At 65.1% G+C, this 19379-nt stretch carries 20 protein-coding genes; 8 read left to right on the top strand and 12 right to left on the bottom strand.

Annotated elements, in window-relative coordinates; genetic code table 11:
• The first annotated feature begins 145 nt into the window (after positions 1 to 145).
• Positions 146 to 808 (top strand): TetR/AcrR family transcriptional regulator, encoded by a 663-nt coding sequence (locus tag LTT66_RS29530; RefSeq protein WP_408638691.1) that lies wholly within the window; start codon positions 146 to 148, stop codon positions 806 to 808.
• Positions 809 to 1453: 645 nt separating this feature from the next.
• Complete coding sequence (locus tag LTT66_RS29525) at positions 1454 to 2665, top strand: PucR family transcriptional regulator (protein ID WP_233061846.1); 1212 nt, start codon at positions 1454 to 1456, stop codon at positions 2663 to 2665.
• Positions 2666 to 2966: 301 nt separating this feature from the next.
• On the opposite strand, the gene LTT66_RS29520 is transcribed toward LTT66_RS29525, so the two are convergent.
• The 9 genes from LTT66_RS29520 to LTT66_RS29480 form a co-directional block, all read right to left on the bottom strand.
• On the bottom strand, positions 2967 to 3599 hold the full coding sequence (locus tag LTT66_RS29520; RefSeq protein ID WP_233061845.1) for a TetR/AcrR family transcriptional regulator: 633 nt from the start codon (positions 3597 to 3599) through the stop codon (positions 2967 to 2969).
• A gap of 83 nt (positions 3600 to 3682) precedes the next feature.
• Positions 3683 to 4345 carry a TetR/AcrR family transcriptional regulator gene (locus LTT66_RS29515; protein ID WP_233061844.1) on the bottom strand — a complete coding sequence of 221 codons (663 nt, stop codon included), beginning with the start codon at positions 4343 to 4345 and terminating at the stop codon, positions 3683 to 3685.
• Positions 4346 to 4459: 114 nt separating this feature from the next.
• Positions 4460 to 4843, bottom strand: a complete 384-nt coding sequence (locus LTT66_RS37520; protein WP_408638690.1) for an integrase core domain-containing protein — start codon at positions 4841 to 4843, stop codon at positions 4460 to 4462.
• 52 nt (positions 4844 to 4895) lie between these two features.
• Positions 4896 to 5798 (bottom strand): helix-turn-helix transcriptional regulator, encoded by a 903-nt coding sequence (locus LTT66_RS29505; RefSeq protein ID WP_233061843.1) that lies wholly within the window; start codon positions 5796 to 5798, stop codon positions 4896 to 4898.
• A 74-nt stretch (positions 5799 to 5872) separates the two neighbouring features.
• Positions 5873 to 7126 carry a cytochrome P450 family protein gene (locus LTT66_RS29500; protein ID WP_408638689.1) on the bottom strand — a complete coding sequence of 418 codons (1254 nt, stop codon included), beginning with the start codon at positions 7124 to 7126 and terminating at the stop codon, positions 5873 to 5875.
• A 227-nt stretch (positions 7127 to 7353) separates the two neighbouring features.
• Positions 7354 to 8526: an aminoglycoside phosphotransferase family protein gene (locus LTT66_RS29495; protein ID WP_233061841.1), complete on the bottom strand. Its 1173-nt coding sequence runs from the start codon at positions 8524 to 8526 to the stop codon at positions 7354 to 7356.
• Between the two features lie 120 nt (positions 8527 to 8646).
• A complete protein-coding gene (locus LTT66_RS29490) occupies positions 8647 to 9696 on the bottom strand; it encodes a fatty acid desaturase family protein (protein ID WP_233061840.1) in 1050 nt (349 codons plus the stop codon).
• Between the two features lie 366 nt (positions 9697 to 10062).
• The gene (locus LTT66_RS29485) at positions 10063 to 10272 is read right to left on the bottom strand and encodes a TOBE domain-containing protein (protein ID WP_233061839.1); all 210 of its coding nucleotides are present in this window, start codon (positions 10270 to 10272) and stop codon (positions 10063 to 10065) included.
• A 62-nt stretch (positions 10273 to 10334) separates the two neighbouring features.
• Positions 10335 to 11171: a glutamate ABC transporter substrate-binding protein gene (locus LTT66_RS29480; RefSeq protein ID WP_233061838.1), complete on the bottom strand. Its 837-nt coding sequence runs from the start codon at positions 11169 to 11171 to the stop codon at positions 10335 to 10337.
• A 409-nt stretch (positions 11172 to 11580) separates the two neighbouring features.
• Here LTT66_RS29480 and LTT66_RS29475 point away from each other — a divergent pair, with 409 nt between their 5' ends.
• The 5 genes from LTT66_RS29475 to LTT66_RS29455 all read left to right on the top strand — a co-directional run bounded on the left by LTT66_RS29475 (position 11581) and on the right by LTT66_RS29455 (position 16971).
• On the top strand, positions 11581 to 12831 hold the full coding sequence (locus LTT66_RS29475) for an MFS transporter (protein ID WP_233061837.1): 1251 nt from the start codon (positions 11581 to 11583) through the stop codon (positions 12829 to 12831).
• A 368-nt stretch (positions 12832 to 13199) separates the two neighbouring features.
• Positions 13200 to 13511 (top strand): STAS domain-containing protein, encoded by a 312-nt coding sequence (locus LTT66_RS29470; protein WP_233061836.1) that lies wholly within the window; start codon positions 13200 to 13202, stop codon positions 13509 to 13511.
• On the top strand, positions 13508 to 14470 hold the full coding sequence (locus LTT66_RS29465; protein WP_233061835.1) for a sensor histidine kinase: 963 nt from the start codon (positions 13508 to 13510) through the stop codon (positions 14468 to 14470). The genes LTT66_RS29470 and LTT66_RS29465 overlap by 4 nt, the downstream gene beginning before the upstream one ends.
• Before the next feature lie 251 nt (positions 14471 to 14721).
• Entirely contained in the window at positions 14722 to 15411 is a 690-nt protein-coding gene (locus tag LTT66_RS29460; protein ID WP_233061834.1) for a GAF and ANTAR domain-containing protein, read from the top strand.
• Between the two features lie 54 nt (positions 15412 to 15465).
• Complete coding sequence (locus LTT66_RS29455; RefSeq protein WP_233061833.1) at positions 15466 to 16971, top strand: PP2C family protein-serine/threonine phosphatase; 1506 nt, start codon at positions 15466 to 15468, stop codon at positions 16969 to 16971.
• Between the two features lie 15 nt (positions 16972 to 16986).
• Here LTT66_RS29455 and LTT66_RS29450 read toward each other — a convergent pair whose 3' ends face one another.
• Positions 16987 to 17643, bottom strand: coding sequence for a maleylpyruvate isomerase family mycothiol-dependent enzyme (locus LTT66_RS29450; protein WP_233061832.1), 657 nt, complete (start codon positions 17641 to 17643; stop codon positions 16987 to 16989).
• 69 nt (positions 17644 to 17712) lie between these two features.
• On the opposite strand from LTT66_RS29450, the gene LTT66_RS29445 reads away from it, so the two are divergent.
• Entirely contained in the window at positions 17713 to 18648 is a 936-nt protein-coding gene (locus LTT66_RS29445; protein ID WP_233061831.1) for a MerR family transcriptional regulator, read from the top strand.
• A 49-nt stretch (positions 18649 to 18697) separates the two neighbouring features.
• Here LTT66_RS29445 and LTT66_RS29440 read toward each other — a convergent pair whose 3' ends face one another.
• Both LTT66_RS29440 and LTT66_RS37515 read right to left on the bottom strand, forming a co-directional pair.
• On the bottom strand, positions 18698 to 18889 hold the full coding sequence (locus LTT66_RS29440; protein WP_233061830.1) for a DUF6011 domain-containing protein: 192 nt from the start codon (positions 18887 to 18889) through the stop codon (positions 18698 to 18700).
• Positions 18890 to 19076: 187 nt separating this feature from the next.
• Complete coding sequence (locus LTT66_RS37515) at positions 19077 to 19370, bottom strand: hypothetical protein (RefSeq protein WP_408638688.1); 294 nt, start codon at positions 19368 to 19370, stop codon at positions 19077 to 19079.
• Positions 19371 to 19379: the final 9 nt, after the last annotated feature.

Below are 19379 nucleotides of genomic sequence, written 5' to 3'. Positions count from 1 at the left end.
CCTATATCGCGTCGCTGGTTCGGCCGTTCCCGCAACGTCGGCCGTCACTTCAACGGTCTAACAACTTACAACAAGCGGCAGTGATATTCGACAGCTCAAGTTAAAGTGAGCAAAGCTCATTTTGACCACAAGACAGGGAAGTGTGATGCCGCAGAAGGCCGCTCGACAGCGCCGTCGCCCGACCCAGCAGCGCGCGAAGGAAACGAGGGAGCAGATCCTCGACACCGCGGCGCGGTTGTTCGGTGAGAGTGGAATCGCCGAAACCTCGACGAACCGGATCGCGGCGGAGGCCGGGTTGAGCATCGGCACGGTCTATCGGTACTTCCCCGATCGGACCGCGATCGTTGATGAGCTGCTCGAGCGCCTTCTCGAAAACGCGGAGCGGCGCTTCACGCACTGGGTGTCCGACGTGTCGCAGCGCCCGATTCCCCAGCTGCTCCCCTCGGTTCCGAAGGTGTTCACCGACATGCTGGAGATGTTCACCGAAGAGTTGGTCGCCAGCGCGTATTTGGTGCGCACGCTGAGCGGCGGAGTCCACTTCCAGGCCAACGGCATTCCCGAGTTCGAACCGCGTCTGCGTCCGCTGGTCAAGGTGCTGTTGATCCAGCTCCTCGGTCCGGGAGACGATCACAAGCATGACGTGATGGCATACGTGCTGATCAATATCGGCTTCGCGGCGGTGCTACGCACAACGGCCCAGGAGGTCGACGAGCATGAACGCCGCGAGGCCATCGCGATGACCGCACAGATGATCTGCGCATGGCTCGAGGCTGAAGTACGGGCTGCCCAGCTGACGTCACTACCCTGATCCCTGCATCAGGACTGTGTCAGCGCATCCTGCCGGTAAAACCGGGAGTGTGTGCCGATCGGCTGGAATCGAAGGCGGCCGGGATGGCGAGCTCGTCCGGCCGCACTCGCAGACACTGCGTGCACCAGCCCACCGCCTCTTCGAGCGCCTCGTCTGAGGCTTATGGCGTGGCAACAAACCGCTCCAACGGCGTTCATTGCCGACCGCTCAACCTCTCCGATCTGATGGACGATCTGCAGTCCGCACCGAATCGGGCATTCCACCCTGATCGGCCTCCGGCGACTGGCGTCCACTGCTGGCCCTAGCGGCCGAAGGATCGCGCAACTCCTGGCCGAGGTTCGCTGCTCGCAGAGCTTGCGAGCGCTCCCGCAAATAGTGAGCGAATGTCTTGCGTAACCACCTAAGAATTTCTTCTAACCCTGTGACGAACGATTCTCCGCCGCAGGTCACCGCCGTGGTTCACCGACATCGAGGGGTTGGGCAAAGAAGAGTGGAAGGTGAGTTCGGGATCCTCTTATCGTTGGACCACGACCGATGAAAGACCAGGTCGAATGCGTTCGCCGTGGGAGTTCGGCCGCCTCGCACGGCTGCCGACCGCACTATCGGCCGGTAGAGCCGCAGCAACTGGGCGGAAGGGAGTCGACGATGACAGCCGACGGGGCACATGGGAATGGATTGACCGTCTCGGGCAAACCGATGCTCTTACCCACACAGGGCGTGCGGGAGGTGGCTCGCCAGCTGGTCCCCGATGACGTCGTCCCAGGTGACGCCGCCGCCATCACCAGGGTCTGCCTCGAGCTGTCGATGAGCATGCTGGACGGGCAGAATCTTCCGGCGAAGACCGGCCGGCTGGCCGAAGCGGCGGCCGATTGGGCCCGGGAAGGCGTGCCGATCGACACGATCCTGCATTCCATCCATGAAGGATTGAAGCTTGGTATGGATCTCATCTTCGCGAACGTGACGGTGAAGGACTACGCCAATCTGGTGGACGGCGTGAGACTGGTGGTGGAAATGCTCGACATCATGAGCGCGACCGTCGCCCGAGCCTATGTCCGTGAGCACAAGGCGGCAGTCAGTGAGCACCACACCGCCGTACACACCCTCACCTCCGCGCTGCTGGGGGGATACGCCACCGCAACAACGGGCCGCGAACACGGAATAGGCATCGCCGACGAGTATTCGGTTCTGGCAGTGGATATTCCGAAACACCCCGACGAGCAGCATCCGATGCTCGACAGCAAGGTCGTCGCCCGCCGCAAACTGCGCCGCCTGCAGGCCGAACTCGCTACCCGCTGCGGCGAGAACGCACTCGCGCTGCTCAGCGTGGACGGTGGGACGATCCTGATCCCGACTGCGACGCTGAGCGGCGAGCGCCTCGATGAACTGCTCGCCCAGCTGTCGGCCGCCGCCCGCGTACCCCTGACAGCGGCCGTTGTCAGAGCGTCGGCCACTGAAGTGCCCGGTGCGGCCGACCGCGCTCACGAACTGCTCGACACGGTGCGGCGGCTGCAGTGTGCCCCCACCCTGTACCGTTTCGCCGATATAGCGTTGGAGTACCAGCTGACCCGGCCGGGTCCGGGTCGTGAAAGTCTCGGGTCGCTGCTGGACCCGCTCGACGATCACCCCGAACTGCTCCAAACCCTGCGGTGTTATATCAGCAACAACCTCAATCGCCAACGCACCTCCCGCTCGTTGCAGATCCACACCAACACCGTCGACTATCGGCTCAAGCGCGTCAGCCAGCTGACCGGATTCGATCCCACCACTACGTCGGGTGTGTGGCAGCTACGTTCGGCGCTCATCGCCCGCACGTTCAGCAAGCGCAGCCAACCCGATATCCAGGTCGACGCCGTGTGAACTGTCATTGCGAATTCCGACCATTTGGACACACCGACTCGTATTCGAGTGTGACGAAGTGTCGTGATGCACGAATATCGCGATCGCAGCCGCGGACCAGCCAGCTCAGCTCCAGCTGTATGCCGTTATCGAATGCGGGACAGTAAGTCGGCGATCCATGTCTCCGGCGGACATACGCGGCCTATTCATCTGCCTGCCTCTTGTTGTGAGCAGGATTGCGGGCGCGGTGTCAGTCGCTGAATGTGACCGCTACTAGCCGAGCGGCCAGTTACCCGCTCCGGTGACCGATAGTGCGTAGTGGCTATCCGGAGCTTGTCGATGCCTCGATCTCGGCTTCGGCTCCTGCCGCGATCAGGCGAGCGGTCATGACGATGACTTCCTGGCGCTCGCCGGTGTCAGCATCGAGTAGCGCGGCGCGGACGGCCGCCGCGAAACCGACGTTGATCAGAACGAATGCTATCGCGTGGTGGGCATCTTCATTGCCGGGGCCGAGCACCTGGATCAGCAGAACTTTCAGCAGTGCGCGCAGGCGTGGTTCGAATTCCGGGAGACTGCTGTTGTAGTAGGCCAGCCCTCCCGCCAGCGCCCGCACCAGTGAAGCGCTGGCCACCAGTTCATCGGTGATGGCCTCGAGAATGGTAATGGCCAGTTCCAGAACGGTTCTGCCGGCGGAATCGGACACGCTACGAATGAGGTGCTGTTCGATATTTTCCAGCAGCCTTTCCAGCAGTTCGTCCACCATGACCGCACGGTCGGTGAAGTGTCGGTAGACGGTATTGACACTCACCCCGGCCTCGGCAGCGATCCGGTTGGTCGAGGTATTGGCGATCCCGCGTTCCCCGAACAGGCGTGCGGCAGTATCGAGGATGTGTTCCCTGGTCGCCTTCGCGCGTTCTTGTGTCGGACGACGAGTCGGCTTCTTCTGCGAAGTCACCTACCCGCTCCTGTCTGCCGGCCCGGGAGCCCCGGTGTTGTGCGACCTGACGGTTGGGCCAATCGTTCCGCGTTCGACCTGCGTCATGCCGAGTCTCGCGTGCGTTCGGATTCGATCCAGGCCGCGACCGCACGCGCGGTGATGGTGAGGGCCCGTCTACGGTGCTGGTCATCGATCTCGAGCACCGCCGCGCGGAGCGCTGCCGCGATCCCGGTGTTGATCAACACGATGCTCATGATGTCGTATTTGTGGTCGTCGCCCGGGCCGAGCAGTTGGATAACCAGCACCTTGGCGAAAAGACGTAGACGGAGTTCGAGTTCGGGGATGCCGGTGTCGTAGAACGAGACCCCGACCGAGAGCGCACGGATCAACTGGGCGTTGGCCACCAACTCGTCGGTGATGACCTCCAGAATGGACGCCACCAGCTCTGCGGTGGTTTGCTCGGCGAGGCCGAACACACGCTGAGTGAAGCGTTGTTCGGCATTTTCCAGCAACCGCTCGATCAGCTTGTCCACCATGACCGTGCGGTCGGTGAAGTAACGGTAGACGGTGCCGGCACTCACTCCGGCCTCGGCGGCGATCCGGTTGGCCGAGGTGTGGGCGATCCCGTGTTCTCCGAACAGGCGTGCGGCAGTATCGAGGATGTGCTCACGGGTGGCCTTCGCACGTTCCTGTGTCGGACGACGGGTGCCACTGTTCGGCGGCATAAGACGATACTCCTGCTTGCTGTCACTGGTAAGGGTCACTGTCGCCAACCCTACGGTCTGCGCTAGGGTCCGTCCTCAAAGTTGGCGTGGTCGATGTGGTGTGATTCTCTGGATCATGACCCGGCCCGCCGACCTATCCGACGGCCGCCGCGTTCACCTCGATGGACTCCTCGCCGCTTGCCCGGAGATGACCGATCTGGCCAGCTTCGCCGACGTCCGACGCCCGCTGGCCCGAGTTCGGGTACGGATCAGGTCGTCGCGGTACTCGGTGCGCAGCACCCGCGCCGTCTCGTCGGTGCGCACCGATCGCAGACCGGTGCTGTTGAGCGCGGCGATGCCGGCCGACAGCGCGCGTGGCTTCGTCGTTATTGCGGCCGTGCCCGGTCGGTCCACCGCGGGTGCGAGCCGGTTATCGGTGGATGCAGGCAGCAGCGCGCATCCGACGGGTGTTCGGTAGCCCAGCGCAGAATGCCCGCGGTGGTGGTTGTATTCGTCCTTCCAGTCGCTGGCCTCGGTGATCTGCAGAACCCGGCACACGTCGGCGACGTCCTTACCCTCACCGAGCAGTCGATCCGCCTCGGCGTGAACCTCACCCCGCCGCAGCGTGATACCGCTCCCGATGCTCCGCCCACGGACGCCCCCGCTCCTCATGGCTCATCGCCAACAACTCCCGCAACTTCCCCCACGCCACCTCATCGACCGGCGTATACACCTGCATCCACGCATTCGGCACCGACGGCAACGACATACTCGTCAAGAACATCTCCAACTCCCCCACCGCCAAATTCCGCACCGACTTCGTCCTACTCGCAGGCACCGCCACATCATTCAACGCCCACAACGACGCGAAACTCTCACTCTCCGAACACAACTCCGCAATGAAACCCTCCCACAGCGGATCACCCAAATTCTTCCCATACGCACCCCGCAGATACCCCACCATCCGACGCAAAGCATCCCAATCATGCCGATACGCATTACAACACTCCGGCGTCAAAAACACCCGACGCGCCACATTCCGCTCCCCCGCCAAAAACCCCGGACACAACGCCTCATACGCCGCGTTGTGCGCCAACACGTCATACCGCGCACTCAACACCACCCCCGGCAACGGCTCCAAATGATCCAAGATCACCTGCAACTCCTCCGGCAATACCGATCCTGCGTCCACCGAAGGCACCGTCGGCACATCCGCCAACCGATACAAATGCGCCTTCTCCGCCGCATCCAACGACAACGTCCGCGCCACCGCATTCAACACCTGAACACTCACATTGATGCTCCGGCCTTGTTCCAGCCAGGTGTACCAGGTGATGCCTATCCCAGCCAGCTGGGCGACCTCTTCGCGACGAAGGCCGGGGGTCCGGCGCCGCGGTCCCGGCGGCAGGCCCACGGCCTCGGGTGAGATCCGAGCACGGCGCGATTTCAGGAAGGCTCCGAGCTCGGCACGACGGGCCTTGCGAACTGCCTGGACGTCGACAACATCGGTCATCCTCAGATCCTCTCGCACCGCACTAGCGGTATCCAGGTGCTGGCAATACCAGTTTCAGCGGTCGGTGCCGATCGTCAGGTGTGCAGCGGAGAGGTGGGCGGAAAGGTGACCGGCAATTCGGTCAGTGCCCTGTGGAAGGGCCCCGGCCGCCAGTTCGGCGCCTGGTCCGGCAGGTTCAGTTCGATCTCCGGTAGTGCGTCGAGGAGTTGGTCGATGGCGTCTTGCGCGATCAGGTAGGCCAGAGATCGTGCCGGGCAGGCGTGCGGGCCGAGGCCCCAAGCCAGGTGGGAGCGGTTGCCGGTCAAGTCTCCGGTGCGGATCGCGGGGTCGTTGTTGCATGCGGCCATGCTGATGACGACGGGTTGATGTGCCGGCAGCCAGACGTCATCGATGAGGATCGGATGGCGGGGGTAGGTGATCAGCAGGTTCGCCAGTGGCGGGTCGTTGAACAAGACCTCGTCGAGCGCATCGCGGGAGGACAGGTTGCCGCCGAGGAAACTGTCACCGAAGCGCTCGTCGGTGAGGATCAGCAGCAGGGTGTTGGCGATCAGGTTCAGTTCGAACTCGATCCCGGTGCCGTAGACCTGTGACACATGGTGGGACGCCTCTACGTCATCCAGCCGGGCGGGATGCTGGAGCAGTACCGAGGTGATGTCGCGTTGAGGTTCGGCGCGTTTGAGTGTCACCAATTTCATCAGCGCCTCCCCCAGCATCTGGTTGCCCTTCTCGGCGTCGACACCCTCGAGGAGGGCGGCCGTACCGGCGGCGACCTGCCCGCCGATCTCCGGGGGGCAGCCGAGCAGGTAGTTCACGACTTCGAATACCAGGGGGAATACGTACTGACGGATCAGGTCGGCAGCACCGTCCTGGCAGAAGGAGTTGATCAGCGGAACGGCAAGTCCCTCTACGACGGAGTGCAGGGCATACAGATCGACATCGTCGATGCTTGCGGTGATCGCCCCACGGTAGCGAAGGAAGTCGGGCCCGCTGCTGCGACTGGCCATGGGCCGCCACTCCAGGAGCGGGAGAATGGGGCAGTCGGCTGGAATGTTCTTCTGCCAGGCGCGCGGGTCGGCGGGAAAATGCTCGGGGTCGTTGAGGATCCGCACCGCGGTGTTGTAGCCGATCACCAAGGTGGCGGGTACCCCGGGCGCCAACTCCACCGGCGCCAAAGAACCGTACCGCCGACGCATTTCACGGTATGCACGGTGCGGATCGGCGGCGAACTCGGGCGAATACATGGGCGCCCGTGTGACGTCGGATTCGAACGGCGACCCATGCCCGACCGGGCACGACTGAGCTGAAACCTGAGACTGCGGCCTGCTCAAGGAGCAAACTCCCAACTGTTGATATGCACTGCACGATTGCTGAAGTACCGACTCCTCGCCTGGCAAGCAGCGAGTCGCCGGGGCTACGCCGGAACGGGACGATGGTATAGCGGACACGAAACAGCATCGCCAGCGCACGAAAACGTGCCGACCAGAATGTTTCCTGTCCCTCCGCGGCCGAACTCCCGCCCGGCCGCGACACCGCGATGGTCAGCGGATGAGCGTGATCAGACGCCGAGAGCGTCCAGCGAATCATGGTCGTCGATGGCCGTGGTGATCCGCTTCAGCAGCGTCAGGCAGGTCTCCACCGGCTGCATCTTGGGTTGATACGCCGCCCTGCCGATCGTGAAAGCCCAAGCCGCGTAGGCGAACATGGACTGTTGCCGATACGCCAGCCATGCTTCGTCGAAGGACGGAGCCTGGCCGTCGAGGGGTCCGAGTTCGTCGAGGTAGGCGGCGAGCAGTTCGCGGTTCCAGGCACGGCGGTCCTCGGGCTCGCATCCCGAGTTGACGGTGTAGGCGAAGTCGTGTGCCCAGCCTCCCCGCATCACCACCTGCCAATCGACGAATCCCATACGCCCCGAACCGGTCACGTATGTTTGGCCGATGTGCGGGTCGCCGTGCAGCAAGGTCTGGGGCAGCTCGTTCGTCGCCTTGTCGATCGCTCGCTCGACACCGGCCCACAGCCGATCCGCCTGACCGTGCAGGGCCTCGGGAACCACTTCCTGGGCCCGTCGCAGGCCGACCTCGCACCGCTTCTTCATGTCGATGGCGGCGAGATATGCCTGGAGGGCTTCGGTCGTGGATTTGAGGTCGGCGATCGAGGGGTGGTTCCAGAACGTGCGGTGCAGCCGGGCGAGATTGCGCACCAAGTCTTCGATCTGGTCGCGGGCGACCGGCGCGTTCGGCTCGATGAACCGCGCACCGCGGGTCGAGGCGATGTCTTCCATCAGAGCGATCGAACGCCACGATCCCGCGTGGGCGGCGCCCCAGTAGCCGATCGGTGCCTCCATATCGATCTGGGGGCGAAAATCCCGGAAGAAACGGGTCTCGCCGTCGATCATCTTCCCGCCACCGAGCAGAATCCGCTGGGAGAAGGCTGTCGTCGTCTTCGCGAAGAGATCGGTCGGCAAGCCCGCCTGCTTGCCCGCGTCGTTGTACTCCACGTGTATCGCGACGCGAGTGGATGTTCCGCGGCTGCCGTTGGAGGTCTCGAACGAGAGCACCTCGGCGTCGGGGACATCGCGGCACAGGACGGCCGTCAGCCACTGCGGTGTCAGGGTTTCGCCGGACACCGGGACGTCGTCGACGTCCCGTGCTTTCGGCCGGGTCAGCTTCTCGCCCAGGATGTGCGCGCCGACTGTGACGGACCGTCCGAGCAACCAGAGCTTGTGGTTCATTCGCTTGCCTCGATTCCGGAGTACGACTTGACGGCCCGAGCAGCTGGATCGCCAGCACAGGGGCCCGCAGGACAGTAACCCATGCTTTCGGAATCGTTGTACGACAGAGCTATTGCCGAGCTAGGTAAGCGGCCGTGCGAGTCGACCGACGCTGTGCAGGTGACGCAGCGCCTGGATGTAGGAGCCCAGAAGGCTGGTCTGGCAATAGGGCAGCCCGAGTTCGGCGCAGAACTCCGCGACCAACGGCTGGGCTCGGCGCAGGTTCGGCCGCGGCATGGAGGGGAACAGATGATGCTCGATCTGGTAGTTCAGGCCACCCAAGGCCGTATCGGTGAGCCGGCCGCCGCGGACGTTGCGGGAGGTGAGCACTTGACGTCGCAGGAAGCCCCTGGAGTCGGCGGCCGTCAGTACCTCCATCCCTTTGTGGTTGGGCGCGAAGGTGCAGCCCATGTACAACCCGAACAGGCCCTGCTGCACGACGAGGAAGACCACCGCCTTGACCGGGGACAGGACCAGGAACACCGCGCAGAGATACCCCGTGGCGTGAACGGCGAGCAACAACGCCTCCCAGGCCCGGTGCGGTATCGCCCACCGCATCACCGCACGAGCGCTCGCGAAGTGCAGGCTCCAACCCTCCAGCAACAGCATCGGAAAGAACAGCCAGGCTTGGTTCCGGAAGATCAGCCGCCGCAGGCCCCGGCCGGCGCGGGCTCGATCGCCGGAATGCGCCAGCACCCCCATGACGTCGGGGTCCGCACCCTCGGTGTTCGGGTGTGCGTGGTGCCGGTTGTGGTTGCTGGTCCACCAACCGATGCTCACCCCGATGCCGAGATTGCCGAAGAGCACCCCGAACACGTAGTTGGCACGTCGTGAGCCGAAGATCTGCCGGTGACCGGCATCGTGGCCCAGGAAGGCGATCTGGGCGAACACCGCCGCCAGGAACGCGGCGACGCCCAGCTGCCACCACGAGTCGCCGACTATCACGAACACCGTCCACCCGGCCGCCAACGCCACGGCGGTGACCGCACTTTTCCAGGCGTAGTACCGCAGCCGCCGTTTCAGCAGCCCTGCTCCCTGCACCCGACGCAACAACACCGCATACTCGCTGCCACGCGGAGCCACAGCACTTTCCATCACCACGGGCCGCCTACCGTCCTGCTCTCGCGTCATCCGCCGGACCTTATCCGACTACGGGGTGTCCGATCCGATGTCGAGCACAGGACAGCTCAACCTTCTTGGAATAACAGAATGCCGCGCTCGGACCACCACTAGGTAAACAAATGTACCGGTCCGCCACCATCGGCGTGACCACCGAACCATCGGAGGCCGTAGCGCCCACGGCGGGTTACCGCGGGTATCGAAATTGCCTGACGAAGCCTACTCTCAACGCCCGTCGGTTCGACGGATCTCAACCGGCCCGGCGGGTGGAGCGGGATGGGCCGAGCAGCCAGAATCGGACTGCGCGGCCACCTGTCCGATGACCGGTGACCGACGAAGCCCCCGGCGGCGGACTGTCGCGCCGTACTCCGGCGAGCTTCAGTCCACGCCGAGGGCGACTTCGGTCGACTTGATCAGTACCGTGACCCGGGACCCGTCGGCGAGCTGGAGATCGTCGGCGGCCTCGCGGGTAATCGAGGAGGTTATTTCGTCGCCGCCGGTCAGCCGGACGCGAACGACGGCCATCGCTTCGCCGCGGGTGACCGAGACGACTGTTCCATTGAGTTGGTTACGTGTGGATAGTCGCATCCGATGATCCTACGCAGCGCAAATGCCTATTCACCGGATGTTCGAACGCTGGAATCGGCAGCTCAGTACCGGTCGATGGCGGGCGGTGTCAGGGTCGAGTCCCGGAGCGGACCGATCGTTTCCTCGAACGCTCTCTTCCAAGAACCGTCGGCGATCATTTCCTCGATCGCATCGTTGATTCTGGCGCGGGTATTCTGGTCGCCCTTCTTCAGGCCGATGCCGTACTTCTCTGTGGTGAACGTGTCGCCGACCAGCTTCAGTTCTCCTGAGGCCTGCCCCGCGAAACCGGCGAGGATGATGTCGTCGGTGGTCACCGCGTCCACCGAACCGCTGCGCAAGGCTTCGATGCACCGCGAGTACGTGTCGACTTCCACCAGCTGAACATCCTTGGCGTAGTTGTCCTTGACGTACTGCGCGGGGGTGGAGCCTTCGACCGAGCAGAGCTTCTTGTTGCCGGTCAGCGACTCGACACCGGTGATGTCGGTGGTCTCCCTCTTCACCAGCAGAGCCTGCCCTGCCACGAAGTACGGTCCGGCGAAGTCGACTTTCTTCTTCCGCTCGTCGGTGATCGAGTAGGTGGCCACGATGAAGTCCACGTCGCCGTTCATGATCATCGTCTCGCGTTGCGCCGTCGGCGCCTCCTTGAAGGTGATCCCCTCGGGCCGCACGCCCAGCTTGCCGGCCACGTACTCGGCGATCTTCACGTCGTACCCCTGGTACGAGCCGTCCGTATCACGAAAGCCCAGCCCGGGCTGGTCGAACTTGATGCCGATGGTCAGCTTGCCCTCCCGCAAGTGATCATCGATGGTGGCGGTTTCGCTGCCGCCACCGCAGGCGGCTGCGACGAGAGTGACGGCGATCGCCCCGATAACGAGGCGGAGTTTTCGGTTGATCCTCATCGAATTCGGTTCCCTCTCACGGTGAGCTGCCAGGCCGGATCGGAGGCCGGGTGCTGACGACACGTCATCTTTCCCGGGAGAATCGACACCTGGTTCGAATGCCTTCCCGCTGGTGGAAAGATGTTTCGTCGCCGTGAATGCCGAATCACCGGCTCGGCACCGGGCGTCGCCGATTCGGCGCGGAGTGGCAGAGCCGGCGGCGGCTCACCGGATGATCTCGAGGTCAGCGGCGGCCTGTTGTAGCGGCGACATCGGCGAGGGGGGACGCGCATCGAGCCCCCTGCGCCCGAATCTCGATCTACAACTGTGAGTTGTGGCCCACCGAGGCGCGGTTGTTGGAATCCCTGGTAGGAGGGCTGCTTTCATACCGCTGGTCAACATGAGGTTGTTCAGATGAGGTGACGCATCGGTGGGTGTCTCGAGTGGCGGGTCGCTGGGACGGCGGTTCGGGTGGTTGTGGGCGGCCTATGCGGTCAGCACGTACGGTTCGAGTTTCTGTTTCGGCGCACTGCCGTTGATCGCGATCACTGTGCTGCACGCCGGAGCGACGGAGGTGTCCGCCCTCGCGGCCTCGGGTTTGGCAGTGGGGGCGCTGGTCGCGGTGCCGTCGGGTCCGTGGGTGGAGTTCCGTCGCAAACGGCCCGTGATGATCGCGATGGACCTGTCCCGGTTCGTCGTGCTGGCCAGCATTCCGGCCGCGTTCGTGGTGGGGCTGTTGAGTTTCGCCCACTTGCTCATCGTGTCGGTTGTTACCGCCGCGGCGGATATCACCTTCAGGTCCGCAAGCGGGGCGTACCTGAAAACATTTGTCCCGCGAGAGGAGCTGCTGGTCGCCAACGCCCGATTCGAGACCACGACTTGGAGCGCTCAGGTGATCGGACCGCCCCTGGGTGGGGCTGCGATGGGACTGTTCGGCCCGGTGGTGACGGTGCTGGCCGACGCGGTGAGCTACCTGCTGTCGGCAGTGGGCATCGGCGCGATCGGCGACAGCGAACCCCGCTCCACGCACCACCGCGCATCCCGGGTCCGGGTGAGCGAGGTGCTGGATGGGTGGCGGTACATCCTCGGTCATCAGGGGCTGCGAGCGATGATGGCCAACTCGGTTCTCTTCAACGGGCTGCTCCTGGCGGCCGAGCCGCCGTTGGCCGTATTACTGATCGGGCAGCTGGGTTTCGCGCCCTGGCAATACGGCCTCGCCTTCGCTCTTCCCTGCCTCGGAGGTCTGGTCGGTGCCCGAGCGGCCCGTCCATTGGCCACACGATTCGGTCACCATCGCGTCCTGATCGCCGCCGCGACAATGCGCGCATGCTGGCCACTCGGATTGGCGTTCGTCGGGCCCGGTATCCCCGGCCTGATGCTGGTCATAGTGGTCGAGTTCGGACTGATCGTCTGCATAGGCGTAGCCAACCCGCTGGTAGCCACCTACCGACTCCACCAGACCCCCGCAGACCGTGTCAGCCGCACCCTGTCGGCCTGGACGATCACCGCGAAAGCCACCACCGCGGCTTTGACCGCTCTTTGGGGACTGCTCGCGGCGGCCACCAGCCCACGTGTCGCCATCGCTGTCTCCGGGGCGCTTTTGCTGGCCACCCCCCTGCTGCTGCCCAGGCACGAACACCTCGCACCGAGCGAACGCGAACCGGCCGCCGAACCCGCATAACCGCACCGAGTGGCAGATGGGGCTCACATGCGGGCGGTGAATTCGCCGAGCGAAACGTGCTCGGCGCAGTTCATTCGGCCCCAGTGGTCTCGCCCGCGGTGACCGCGACGGTGGTGCGCCCGCCGTCTACGTCCAGGACGATTCCCGTGGACGAAGGCCGCGTCGTCGGAAGCCAGGTAGACGGCCGCGGCGGCGATGGCGTCGGGATGGCCCAGGAAGTAGTGGCGGCGTCCGGCCGGCGCCGCTCGGACGCGTATCCTGACGTCGTTTCGTCATATCTCGACGTCGCTTCGTCCTGGTCAGTGGAAGGTCGGTGAGCAGTGGATTCCGCATCGTCGACCCCACCTCGTCGTCCGCGGGCGTCGGATATGTCGACCCTGCGGACGTCTCGGATCAGCGGCGGCCCTTCCGGCCTGCGGTGCGCGGGCGCCGTCGATTTCACCACCCGCGATGCTTGGCGCTCGATCCTCGCCGAGCTGGTCGCCGTGGACCGGGACGTCCACTTGGACCTGTCCGAGCTGACGTTCATCGACGTCAACGGGACGTCGATTCTGGTAGAGGTTACCAGCGATCCACCGCAGGGACGACGAATCGTGTTGCATCGGCCGCCGCCGATGATGCTTCGGATCCTCGAAGTGTTCTGGCCCTTCCTACACACGATCGAGGTAGTGCACACATGAGCTCTCCTGGCGCTGCGTCGGCCGCTTCGACCGACCCCTTCGTGCACCCCGCGCTGTTCTATCGCGACACCGAGGAGTACCTCGCAGGCACCCTCGGGTTCATTCGCGAAGGGCTCGCGAACGGCGAACCGGTCGCGGTGGCGGTTCCCGGCCCGAACCTGGCCCTGTTACGCGCCGAACTCGGCCCCGACGCGGCCTCGGTACACCTGATGGACATGACGGTCGAAGGCCGCAACCCTGGTCGGATCATTCCCGGTGTACTCCGCGCCTTCGCCGACGAGCACCGGTCCGGACGCGTGCGAATCATCGGTGAACCCATCTGGGCCGGCCGCTCAGCGCTGGAGTATCCAGCGTGCGTTCAGCACGAAGCTCTGATAAACGCGGCATTCACCGGGCGCGAAGTGAGCATTCTGTGCCCCTACGACACCGAACGCCTGCCGTCTGATGTGTTGGCCGACGCGCACGCCACCCATCCCGTCCTGATCGACGCCACCGGCCGGCGAACCAGTGACCACTACGACCCCGACCACATCGTCGAGTCCTACAACCGACCGCTCCCTGCTCCGCCCGTCACCGCCGCCACCGTGGTCTTCGACGCGACGTCCCTGGCCCACGTCCGGCACGTCGCCACAGACCACGCCCGCCACGCGGGCATACCCGAGCACCGTCTGATCGATGTCGAACTGGTCATCGCGGAGACCACCACCAACTCCGTCGTCCACGGCGGCGGACACGGCACGCTGACGATGTGGACCGAGGAGAACGAACTCCGCTGCCAGATCAGCGACAGCGGACACATCACGAATCCGCTCGCTGGCCGCCTGCCCGCACAGACCTATCGACCGGGCGGCCGCGGGCTGCTGCTGGTCAACCATCTCACCGATCTCGTGCGCATCCACACCACCCAGCACGGCACCACCATCCAGCTCCACTTCGGCTTCGGCCACGATCTGCCCTAGCGGCATACGGCGGGACCGGAACGACCACGAGCGGTCCGCTATCCTTATGGCAACGCGCTGTCTGCGCACCGATCAGCCCTCCCCCGCGTCCGGTGAGTGCCAGGGGAAGGACGCCGGAACGCGAACGGGCCGGCGCACGGACCACCGCAAGACCGGGCCGGCCGGAGGTCGAGGAGGTGCATTTCGCGATGCCCGCGGATCTCCCGCCGACGGAGGGCCTGCTGAGCGAGGTTGCGGCTACGCAGCAGATAGTGGCGGCGTTCGCGCGTATGTCGGGTCTGTTCCTTTCCGCCGAGACAGTGACCACGGCATTGAAGTTGATCACGGCGTTGTCAAAAGAGATGGTTCCCGGGACCGCCGGATCCGGTATCACCCTGGGGGACAGCGAAGGCGAACGCGTGACCGCGGCGGCTACCGATGACCTGGTCGAAGAAGCCGACAGCTTGCAGTACCAACTGGGGACAGGTCCATGCTTGGCCGCGTGGGCGGATCGGGTGGTGCTGCGGGTCGATGACCTCGCGGGGGATGATCGCTGGCTGTCCTGGTCACGCCAGGCGGCGCGGCTGGGGCTACGGTCGTCGTTGAGCGCGCCCCTGGTCGCGGGTACCCAGGCACTGGGCGCGATCAAGGTCTACGCCCCCGAGCCGCACGCCTATGGCGCACGTGAGGAGCGTTTGCTGACGATGTTTGCCGCTCAGGCGGCGGTGTTGTTGTCGAACATGCGCGCCGCTGAGGACGCCGAGCGTGTCAGCGCTCAGATCTCGGATCATTTGCGCACGCGCGAAGCGGTCACGCTGGCGAAGGGCATCGTGATGGCCAGGGACGGGGTGGACGAGCGGACCGCGTTCCTGACGTTGGCCCGAACCGCAGGCGAGCAGCGCACCACATTGCGCCGGGTCGCCGAACGTCTGGCCCAGTCGACCGTGCGGCGTCTGCGCTGAAAGATAGTCCCGTGCTCCTCGAAATCAATGCCGACCGTGCGGATGGTGACCGCGATGACCGACGACCCGGCCGCTGACGAAGCCGAGGGCAATGTCCGCGAACAGCAACGCAGTCTCGCGTTGGCATTGAAGGGCGCGCAACTGTCCGTGGAAGAGCTGTGGATGCGCTACTTCGGTATGGGTGGCGAAGCCGGCTACCTCGAGGTCGACGCCTACGTCCACGGCAAAGGCGAGACACCCGCTCTGGAGCGCGACATCCTCGCCCACGCGGTCAACGAACGCATCGACGAGCTGACCTGGGCCAAGCGCGCCGTCTACAGCCGCCCGTTGCGCAGCCGCGAGCCACGCGACGCCCCGCTGTCCGCCCTGGTGCGACTGCTCGAAGGGGCCGAACTCGCACCGCCGGACCGCCTACCCGCCCTCGCGGAAACCGCAGGCCGGGCACTGGGTGTCCACATCGCGATCTACCTGACCGATTACGACCAGCGATACCTGTGCCCCCTCCCGACCGGGTTCCCCACCGGCGAAGAGGAGGCGGTACCGGCAGGAGCTTTCGAGATCGATAGCACCCTGCCGGGGCGAGCGTTCCGGCAGGTGCAAATCCTGCCGTCGCAGACCACTGATCGGTACCGGCTCTGGGTGCCGCTGATGGACGGAGTCGAACGTCTCGGCGTCTTGGATGTCCAGGTCGACGGCGTCGATGACCTCTACGATCCCGGTCTTCGGGTGCAATGCCAATGGGTATCGCACCTGCTCGGCCACCTCGTCACCGCGATGAGCCAATACGGCGACGCACTCGAACGGACCCGGCTGCGCACACCTCGGACGGTCAACGCCGAGCTGATCTGGTCGCTGTTGCCGCCCCTGACCGCAGGCGTGGACAGCTTCGTCGTCACCGGCGTCATCGAACCGCGGCACAGCGTCAGCGGCGACGCCTTCGACTACGCCCTGTCCGAAACCACCGCGAATCTGATCGTCTTGGATGCCGTCGGCCACGACTTGCGAAGCGGTTTGATCGCCGCCGCCGCGGTGGCCGCCTACCGCAGCGCCCGGCACGCGGGCCACGGCCTCTACGAACAAGCACGCACCATCGACGAAACCATCAGCCATCAATTCGGTCACGCGTTGTTCGCCACCGCCGTCCTCGCGGAGCTCGACCTCCCCACCGGCCGGCTTCGCTACATCAACGCAGGTCACCCGGAGCCACTGCTCATGCGCGGCGGCAAGATCGTCAAGCCCCTCAACGCCGGTCACAGCCTGCCGCTGGGCCTCGGGATCGGCGAACTCCACATCGGCGAGGAATTCCTGCAACCCGACGACTGGCTGCTTCTGTACACCGACGGCGTCCCGGAAGCACGCGACAACACCGGCGAATTCTTCGGCGAAACCCGTCTCATCGATTTCCTCCGCCGCGAAGCCGCAGCGGGCCACCCGCCACCGGAAACGGCCCGGCGACTCATCAAGGCCGTCCTCGAACACCAGCACCAGCTACTACAGGACGACGCCACCGTCCTCCTCGCCCGCTGGACGCACCCCCGGCAACTCATGCCAGATGCCTAGCGGCGCAGCGACCGACTACGGTCGGCCCTCCTTCGCAAACAGCGTCGCCCCATCTCCGGTGAGCTCATCCCACGCGCCGCGGCGTCCGGTGAGGATCAGCAATAGGGCGGCGACCGGGCCGGTGATGATCGGTCCCTCGCCTGCGGCCCACTCGGCGTCGGATGCCACGAGGCGGTAACCGGCGAACTTCTTCCGGGCGTGGAAGGGGGCGCCCGTGGTCCAGATCCGGTCGATCGCCACGACTGCGGCGGCTTTCGGCATTTCTCGTGCGATGCCGAGCGGAAGCGCGATGTCCTGGCCGTGCACCAGTAGATCCATCAACCGATCGGCCGGTGTCGTGCCGATCGCCGTGACCCGCGCATCGACACTGTCACGCAACTCGTCGAGCAACTGCGCTGTCGTCACATGGTTCGCGTGACGAACAGCGGTATCGCGGATCGCCCGGTGGAGGCTGCCTCTCGCTCGGATCAGGTTGACCAGGATCCAGCCGATATCGGCGCGAGCCGACAACACTACGTGCGCGACAACGTCACGCACGCGCCATCCATCGCACAGCGAGGGATGGTCCCATCCGGCTTCCGGCAGCGGCGCCAGCAGCTCGGCCAAACCGGCCCGCTCGGCAGCGACGGCCCGCCAGATCTGCTCGGTGCTCATCGTCATGTCCTCGGTCATCGAAGCTCCTTCTCTCGGTGGGTGTTCCAGTACGGTAGGAACTCCACTGGAGTGGAGGTTCCAGCTATTGTGACCGAGAACACACATCGTGACGGGCTGGTGAGTATCGGAGAGCTGTCGCGATCGACCGGTGTGCCCGTGCGCACGCTCCGCTTCTACTGCGACGAGGGGATTCTGGAAGCCGAGCGCAGCACCGGCGGGCACCGACTGTTCGATTCGGTGAGCGCGGTCGACCGGGTACTGCTGCTGCGCCGACTCCGAACGCTCGGCCTCAGCCTGTCCGCGATCACCGACGTCCTCAGCGGTGACACCTCCATCGCCGCCGCGGTCGCCGCCGAACGCGCCGCGCTCAACACCGAACTCCGCACGCTGGCCTGGCGACGAGCATCGCTACTCGCCGTCGAGGACGCCCCACCCGCCGAACGCACCGCACGGCTGGAATTGCTTGCCGCCGTTCAAGATCGCCATCATGCACACGACCGTCTCGTGAAGTTCTGGCGGCGACTGCTCGCGCCGCTGCCATCGGCGATCTTCGACGGGTTCGTCGCGATGAACATCCCGGACCTACCGGCTGATCCGCCGCCGCGACAAGTCGTCGCCTACGCCGAACTCACCGCCCGCATCACCGATCCCGCACTGACCGCCGCGATGTCGCGCCAACTCTGGCGGACGGACCCGACCGGAATCCACGACAAACGCGCATTGGTGACAGGGGTCGCCGAAGTCTGCGAAACCGTCGACGCGCTTGTCGCCGCACGCTGTGCACCACACCCCGGTCCTGAACTCGACCAGTTCGTCGACGTCCACGCCACCGCCCGGCGCGAACGCGACACGCCACGCCTGCGGCACCGACTCCTCCACGACGCCGTCGACACGCACCCGGCCATCCACCGCTATTGGGAACTCACCACCGAGATCACCGGAACCACCACCTCGGGCGCCGCCCAATACTGGCTCTACCGAGCACTGGCACGAGGGACCGATCCGGCAGCGCGTTACCGGTGAGAACGACTCGACCGGACGCCGTCGCACAGTGGTTCCCGACCGGGCGCATTCACGCTGCGACGTCGAACAGCGTCAATTCGTGCGGCTGCGTCGCGGACGCGGCGCGCAGTTCGGCGCGCTCCCGGATCGCGCACGTGGGTCCGATACCTTGCGCGACCGAGTGCGGCGACAGCAGCCAACCGTGACAGCGACGGCAATGCGCGACCAGTCTCACCCTGGGTCGGTCGTCGGTGGCGCCCATGCATTCTCCTCCGGCCAGGCAACAACGTCGCCAGTTTGACACGAGGGACCGACACCTGGATCAGCTCGAAATCCACTCCCGGGATCCGTTCGTCGCATCGGCCGGTTGCGGTTTGCCGACCCGCCGTGCGCCGACCGCGCGGAGCTTGTTGTCTCACAACTGAACTCGTGGATTCGAATGGCTGCCGTCAGCCGCGAGCGGTGCCTGTGGCGATCGGCCGGGTGGGGTCGGTGATCCACTGTGACCACGAGCCGGGGTAGAGGGCGGCGGTGACGCCGAGTTTGCTCAGGGCAAGCACGTCCAGGGTCGCGGCGACACCGCCACCGCAGTAGGCGCCGACGGGTGCGCCGGTGAGGTAGGGCGCGTAGCGCGAGCGAAGTGTGTCGTCGTCCTCGAGCCGGGAACTGTTGGACTCTCGCGGATCATTAAGCGGCGGAGAGATGTTCGCGATGCGGCCGGGTCGGAACCGGATCGCCCGCAACACCTCTCC

Source organism: Nocardia gipuzkoensis (assembly GCF_021183645.1).
Taxonomy (GTDB): Bacteria; Actinomycetota; Actinomycetes; order Mycobacteriales; family Mycobacteriaceae; genus Nocardia; species Nocardia abscessus.
The sequence above is the reverse complement of the archived record's forward strand: the minus strand, read 5'-3'. Positions and strand labels throughout refer to the sequence as shown.

Coding starts and splice junctions, on each gene's coding strand:
- LTT66_RS29495 (WP_233061841.1), bottom strand. CDS start 8,526: ATGAACCACAAGCTCTGGTTGCTCGGACGGTCCGTCACAGTCGGCGCG.
- LTT66_RS29440 (WP_233061830.1), bottom strand. CDS start 18,889: ATGGGCGCCACCGACGACCGACCCAGGGTGAGACTGGTCGCGCATTGC.
- LTT66_RS29455 (WP_233061833.1), top strand. CDS start 15,466: ATGACCGACGACCCGGCCGCTGACGAAGCCGAGGGCAATGTCCGCGAA.
- LTT66_RS29530 (WP_408638691.1), top strand. CDS start 146: ATGCCGCAGAAGGCCGCTCGACAGCGCCGTCGCCCGACCCAGCAGCGC.
- LTT66_RS29525 (WP_233061846.1), top strand. CDS start 1,454: ATGACAGCCGACGGGGCACATGGGAATGGATTGACCGTCTCGGGCAAA.
- LTT66_RS29450 (WP_233061832.1), bottom strand. CDS start 17,643: ATGACCGAGGACATGACGATGAGCACCGAGCAGATCTGGCGGGCCGTC.
- LTT66_RS29485 (WP_233061839.1), bottom strand. CDS start 10,272: ATGCGACTATCCACACGTAACCAACTCAATGGAACAGTCGTCTCGGTC.
- LTT66_RS29470 (WP_233061836.1), top strand. CDS start 13,200: ATGTCGACCCTGCGGACGTCTCGGATCAGCGGCGGCCCTTCCGGCCTG.
- LTT66_RS29490 (WP_233061840.1), bottom strand. CDS start 9,696: ATGACGCGAGAGCAGGACGGTAGGCGGCCCGTGGTGATGGAAAGTGCT.
- LTT66_RS29505 (WP_233061843.1), bottom strand. CDS start 5,798: ATGACCGATGTTGTCGACGTCCAGGCAGTTCGCAAGGCCCGTCGTGCC.
- LTT66_RS29465 (WP_233061835.1), top strand. CDS start 13,508: ATGAGCTCTCCTGGCGCTGCGTCGGCCGCTTCGACCGACCCCTTCGTG.
- LTT66_RS29480 (WP_233061838.1), bottom strand. CDS start 11,171: ATGAGGATCAACCGAAAACTCCGCCTCGTTATCGGGGCGATCGCCGTC.